The organism is Nocardia neocaledoniensis, assembly GCF_029868625.1.
GTDB classification, from domain to species: Bacteria; Actinomycetota; Actinomycetes; order Mycobacteriales; family Mycobacteriaceae; genus Nocardia; species Nocardia neocaledoniensis_A.
Window position 1 is genome coordinate 1 of sequence record NZ_JARWOJ010000373.1, and the last position, 5099, is coordinate 5099.

5 protein-coding genes and 3 pseudogenes are annotated in these 5099 nt (G+C 67.2%); 1 reads left to right on the forward strand and 7 read right to left on the reverse strand.

Features of this window, described 5'->3' with window-relative positions; genetic code table 11:
• Window positions 1-174: pseudogene (locus tag QH270_RS34725) on the reverse strand (IS30 family transposase); the annotation flags it as partial.
• Window positions 175-268: 94 nt separating this feature from the next.
• Here QH270_RS34725 and QH270_RS29115 point away from each other — a divergent pair.
• Window positions 269-556 (forward strand): annotated as a pseudogene (locus QH270_RS29115) (transposase); the annotation flags it as partial.
• Between the two features lie 295 nt (window positions 557-851).
• Here QH270_RS29115 and QH270_RS29120 read toward each other — a convergent pair.
• From QH270_RS29120 to QH270_RS29145, 6 genes and pseudogenes are all read right to left on the reverse strand, one after another.
• The gene (locus QH270_RS29120; RefSeq protein WP_425295071.1) at window positions 852-1424 is read right to left on the reverse strand and encodes an Rv1733c family protein; all 573 of its coding nucleotides are present in this window, start codon (window positions 1422-1424) and stop codon (window positions 852-854) included.
• A 128-nt stretch (window positions 1425-1552) separates the two neighbouring features.
• Entirely contained in the window at window positions 1553-2533 is a 981-nt protein-coding gene (locus QH270_RS29125; protein ID WP_029930709.1) for a TerC family protein, read from the reverse strand.
• A gap of 79 nt (window positions 2534-2612) precedes the next feature.
• Window positions 2613-3470: a DUF6671 family protein gene (locus QH270_RS29130; RefSeq protein ID WP_029930710.1), complete on the reverse strand. Its 858-nt coding sequence runs from the start codon at window positions 3468-3470 to the stop codon at window positions 2613-2615.
• Window positions 3467-3778 carry a helix-turn-helix transcriptional regulator gene (locus tag QH270_RS29135; RefSeq protein ID WP_081872663.1) on the reverse strand — a complete coding sequence of 104 codons (312 nt, stop codon included), beginning with the start codon at window positions 3776-3778 and terminating at the stop codon, window positions 3467-3469. Before QH270_RS29135 ends, QH270_RS29130 begins: the two co-directional genes overlap by 4 nt.
• Before the next feature lie 8 nt (window positions 3779-3786).
• Window positions 3787-4206, reverse strand: coding sequence for a Sua5 family C-terminal domain-containing protein (locus tag QH270_RS29140; RefSeq protein WP_280205976.1), 420 nt, complete (start codon window positions 4204-4206; stop codon window positions 3787-3789).
• A 53-nt stretch (window positions 4207-4259) separates the two neighbouring features.
• Window positions 4260-4910: pseudogene (locus tag QH270_RS29145) on the reverse strand (L-threonylcarbamoyladenylate synthase); the annotation flags it as partial.
• Between the last annotated feature and the right edge of the window lie 189 nt (window positions 4911-5099).

Consider the following 5099-nt stretch of genomic DNA (forward strand, 5'->3'; position numbering starts at 1 on the left):
AGTGCTCCACGAATACGGCGACATCCCGCCAGCATCACGGAACCATCGCGTCCCCGCGACCGGTGAGACACCCACCGCCACAGCACATTCCGTGGGAAGATCACCTCGGGCGATCTCGTCCCAGAACGCACGCTCGACCACTCGCTGATGCCCGGGATGACCCGGTGACCGCATCGGAGCTCGCCCTGTAACCTCCCGAACCCAATCCGACGGTCTTCCCACAACACCCTCCTGACCTCGGATGTTGCTTCCATCGGTTGAACCTGCTCAATTCACTTCCTGGGCCTTCACCGACCGCGCCCGCAAGTCCGGGCTGGTGCCATCGATGGGGTCGATCGGCGACTGCTACGACAACGCCGTCATCGAATCATTCTGGGGCAGAATGCAAACCGAACTACTCAACCGGAAACGCTGGCGAACCCGGATCGAGCTGGCGAACGCGATTTTCGAGTACCTCGAGATCTTCCACAACCGTCAGCGGCGCCACTCGGCCCTCGGTATGCGGACTCCGATCGAATACGAGATGATGCAACCACCTGTCCAACCCGTGGCCTGAAGTCCAGTATCCCGACTCCACGAAACCGGGGGAACATCATACCCTTGCCGATGAGAAGTCAGCCGACGTAAGTGTGGCCGCTGACGATGCGGTGAAGAGTGGTGTGGACGACACTGTATTCCTCGGCGGGGTCGGTCAGGCTCGCGTCGTCGCCGGGGTCGTGGTAGCGGTGGTCCAGATCGTCGTCTTGCGTGCTGTCGGAGACAGTTTCGGCTGTATTCCTTTGAGTCGGCTTTTCGCGCGGGCTTTGGCTATGCCCTCGCGGGTGATCGCGGTGATTCCGGAGACGGTGGGGTCATTGCGTGGTCGGATGATTCAGTTGTTGCCATTCCGCTGCCCAGGCGGTTCTTCGGCGGTGGTCGCCAAGCAGTCGTCCGCACCAGATCAGCAGTGTTGCCGTGAACCAGGTTCCGCAAAGGACCGCTATGCCGGCTCCGAGGCCGTCGAGGACTGCGTCGCTGGTTTGCCGGGGCGGGTCGACCGGGGTGCCGTCAGCGCCGATCCACACCGTAACCTGCTGTCCGCGTTCGGCGGTGTGCGGCACGGGAGCGATGAGGGTGTTGTCCTGCCCGTCCTGGTACCACCGGACTGTGGCCTGGAATCGCCGCTCGGATTTCAGGTGGACCGGATCGTCGGCGATCGTCACGGAGGCCAGAATCTTCGTCGCGTTGTCCGTCAGGATCCGGGTTCGCATACCGCTGTAGGCCGCGGTCCCCACGGCTCCGGCGATCGGCACCGCAATGATGCTGGCAAGCAGTAACAGGGCTACCGCGAGAGTCTCGAATCGCATGTGCGCATGCATCAGAGGGTTGGTGTTCCACGGCCGCATCCGCCAGATCCGGATCGGCGCCGAAGGGTGGCCAGACATCTCGCTCACCCACTTTCGGCGAACTGACTGTCCTCACGCGAGCACGATCGTTGTCCTCGGAGTATCCCACAGCGGATAGTTCGAACCGCGAATACGTCTCCGGTGACATCCGTGCAGGAGGTGGTCGCTCAGTCCGGCTTCTCGGTGGCGCCCAGGGAGTCCGGCTGTGCGGGCTGCTCGGGCAGTGGTCGGCGGATGCTGAGGACCACCGAAACCGTCAGCACGACGACGATTACGGCCAGGCTGACCGGTGACGGGACCTCCGGCACCGCGGTGCTGATCGTCTTGTGGGCGGCTTGGAGCATGAGCTTGACGCCGATGAACGCGAGAATGATCGCCAGACCGGTCGACAGGTAGTGGAAGCGCTCGAGCATTCCGGAGAGCAGGAAGTACAGGGCGCGCAATCCGAGAATGGCGAAAGCGACGCTGGAGTACACGATCAGTGGTTCGCTACTCACCGCCAGCACCGCGGGCACGCTGTCGACGGCGAAGACGATATCGGCCGCCTCGATAGCGGCGACGACGATCAGCAGGGGTGTGGCGACCCATTTGCCGGCCGACCGGACGAAGAAGTGCGTGCCGGAGTATTCCTCCTGGACCGGGATGAACTTGCGTACCAGCCGTACCGCGGTGCTCTTGCCGGGATCGTAGGTCTCCTCGTCGTCCTTGAGAAGTTTGTAGGCGCTGTAGAGCAGGATCGCGGCGAAGGCGAACAGGACTACGGTGAACCGCTGCACCACGGCGATGCCGAGGAGCAGGAATATCGCGCGGAAGACCAGCGCGCCCAGCACGCCGAGGAACAGCACCCGGTGTTGGTATTCGCGGGGCACGTTGAAGTACCCGAAGATCAGGGCGAAGACGAAGAGATTGTCCACCGACAGGCTCTTCTCGAGCAGCCAGGCGGTGGTGAATTCCACCGAGGCGGTCGGGCCGACCGCGACCGCGACGAGCACTGCGAAGAGCAGCGACAGGCCGACCCAGAACACACTCCAGCGGAGCGCTTCCCTGAAGCCGATCACGTGCGGGCCGCGATGCAGCACGAGATCGACGACGAGGCTGGCGGTCAAGATCGCGCCGAACACCGCCCACAGCCAGGTGGGGACATCCATAATCTGTTTCCTCGGTTCGTATCGATGGTGCGTGAGTTGCACTGCGCCTTGGGGCGGCGAGTGCGGGGCTCGATGAGCGTTACGGGTTGCAGGAGGGGCAGCCCGCCGGGTCTGCGAGTTCGTGACGCTCGATTCTGGTGCGGTGTTCACAGCGGGCGCAGCCGTGGATGTCGGCGGCCGGCTGCGGGGTAGCGGTGAAGCAGAACTTGCAAGGGAGTCCGGGCTCGGTGGCGATGTGGCCGAACCCGGGGGCGTCGCAGCGCGCGCAGAGCCGGTCGAGGCGTTCGGCCAGTTCGGTGGCCAGTCGGGCGATGCTGCGCATGCGGGTGGGGTTGAGGTGGGCGCGCATGTCGGTTTCGATGCGGGCGCGCCCGTCCGACGACGCCGTCGCGCAGTGTGCGACGGCGTCGGCAAGTTCGGTGTTGGTGCGGATGCCTTTGTAGAGCGGGGCGTCGCCCCGGGGGGCGCTGTTGGGCCGCACGATCACCGCGTGGCTGCCGAACTGAGCGGTGCGCAGGAATTGTGCGGCTTGTTCGTCGAGGTGGTCGACGACGGTGTGGTCGAAGTTGGTGTCGCAGTCCAGGTGGTGCACGGTGAGCTCGAGGCCGAGATCGTCGTCGACGAAGGCGAGGATTTCCAGCCCGGCCGGGGCGAACCAGATACCGGGGTGGGGGCCGAAGGCGCCTTCGGAGGCCAGTCCACGCGGCAACCCCAGGGCCTGCATGGCGAGGCGGGCTTTCCTCAACGCGGTCTCGCGCGGTGGAGCCGGGCGTTCGATCTCCCCGGTGAAGGTGCCCAGTTCGTCGGTGTCGACGCCGGTGGCGACCTGCACCGTCAGGCCGGGGCGTTCGGCCAGGGCGGCGGCCAGTACCTGCTCCTTGCCGTGTTTGGTGGCCAGGGCGACGTCGCGGTCGCGGTAGGGGTGGGGTGCGCTCATGCGCTGCGGCCGGGTGCGTTCTTCGGCTCGGCGGTCAGGACGCTGAGGATTTCCCCGACCGCGTGGTCGCGTTCGAGGGGGTGCCGCAGCGGCAGTTCTTGGTTCAATCGGTAGCGGTTGCGGCGCCCGTCGCGGACGCGGTCGAGGTAGCCCGCCTGTTCCAGTTCGGCCACGATGCGCTGGGCCGCGCGTTCGGTGATGCCGACCGCGTCGGCGACGTCGCGTAGCCGCATCCCGGGGTCTTGCGCGATGCACAGCAGCACGTGCGCGTGGTTGGTGAGAAACGTCCAGTCCGCCACCGTGATCACCCTACAATCTACGATCCCTGATTGCCATTTTGTCTTACGTGAATTGAGTTGCGCATGTGCTTGGTCGCGCTCGCGCGACGTCGTTGACACGGTTCGCCTCCCTTCTCGGCGGCTGTGCTGGTCGACGCGGTTGCTGCGGGGCGAGGAGCGGAGGCGCGGGTGAGGCGGTCCGCGATGGCCAGGCCGACACCCGCGCGGGTGGGGAGCGAGGCGATGACGACCTCGCAGTCGTGCCGATCGAATTCGCGCAGAAGTCGGTACAGATCGCGGGCGTAGTCGCCGATGGCGGTCGGTACCTCGATCACCAGCACGTTGCCGGTGAAGGTCGATGCCGCACTCGTGGGGGATCGCAGGACTCCGACTCGCCGGCCGTGCGATTGCTGCCGGTGGGCCTCGGCGAGGACGTCGCTTTCCTCGACCAGGATCACGCGCGCTCGGGGGGCGTAATGCGAAGGATGCTGCCCGGGGGGGGGGGGGGTTTTTATGGTTCGGGGCGCGCGGGGGGGGCGCGGTGCCCGCGCGATGGTGTGGTCGTGCGGATCGGTCGGCCCAGCGCCTGGGCGAGATCGTCGACCCCGATCGCGCCCGGGCGCAGCAGGGTCGGCTCGTCGCCGGTGACGTCGATGATGGTGGATTCGATCCCGACCGGGCAGGTCCCGCCGTCGAGAATGAGGTCGACGACGGGACCGAGTTCGTCGGCGACGTGGTCGGCACTGGTGCAGCTGACGGCGCCGAAGCGGTTGGCCGACGGCGCCGCGATCGCCCCTCCGAATGCGGTGAGCAACTGCAGCGCGACGCGATGCTGCGGGACCCGCACCGCGACGGTGTCGCATCCGCCGGTGACAACGGGCGGAACGCGGGGACCGCGCGGCAGGACCAGGGTGAGCGGGCCCGGCCAGAACCACTCGGCGAGCACCCGGGCGGGACCCGATATCTCGGTGACCCAGTCGCCGAGCTGGCAGGGATCGGCGAGATGCACGATCAGTGGGTGCGTTTCGGGTCGCCGCTTGACCTCGAAGACCCGGCGGACCGCCTCGGCGTTCTCGGCGTCGGCGCCGAGCCCGTACACGGTCTCGGTCGGGAAGGCGACCAGACCGCCGCGGTGCAGAATCTCCGCGGCGTGGCGGATGTTCCGCGCCTGGGCCGGGCGGGGCCGCGCGGCGCGGGGGGCGGGGCGGGGGCGGGGGGGGGGGCGGGGGGGTGGGGGGGCCCTTTTCTCCCCTGGCGGGGGGCCGCGGCGCCCCCCCGGCCCCCCTTTTTCGGGTCTCGCCCCCTAGATGGCCACCTGATGCTGTCGCTGGGCCTGGAAGAAGTCCGCCCA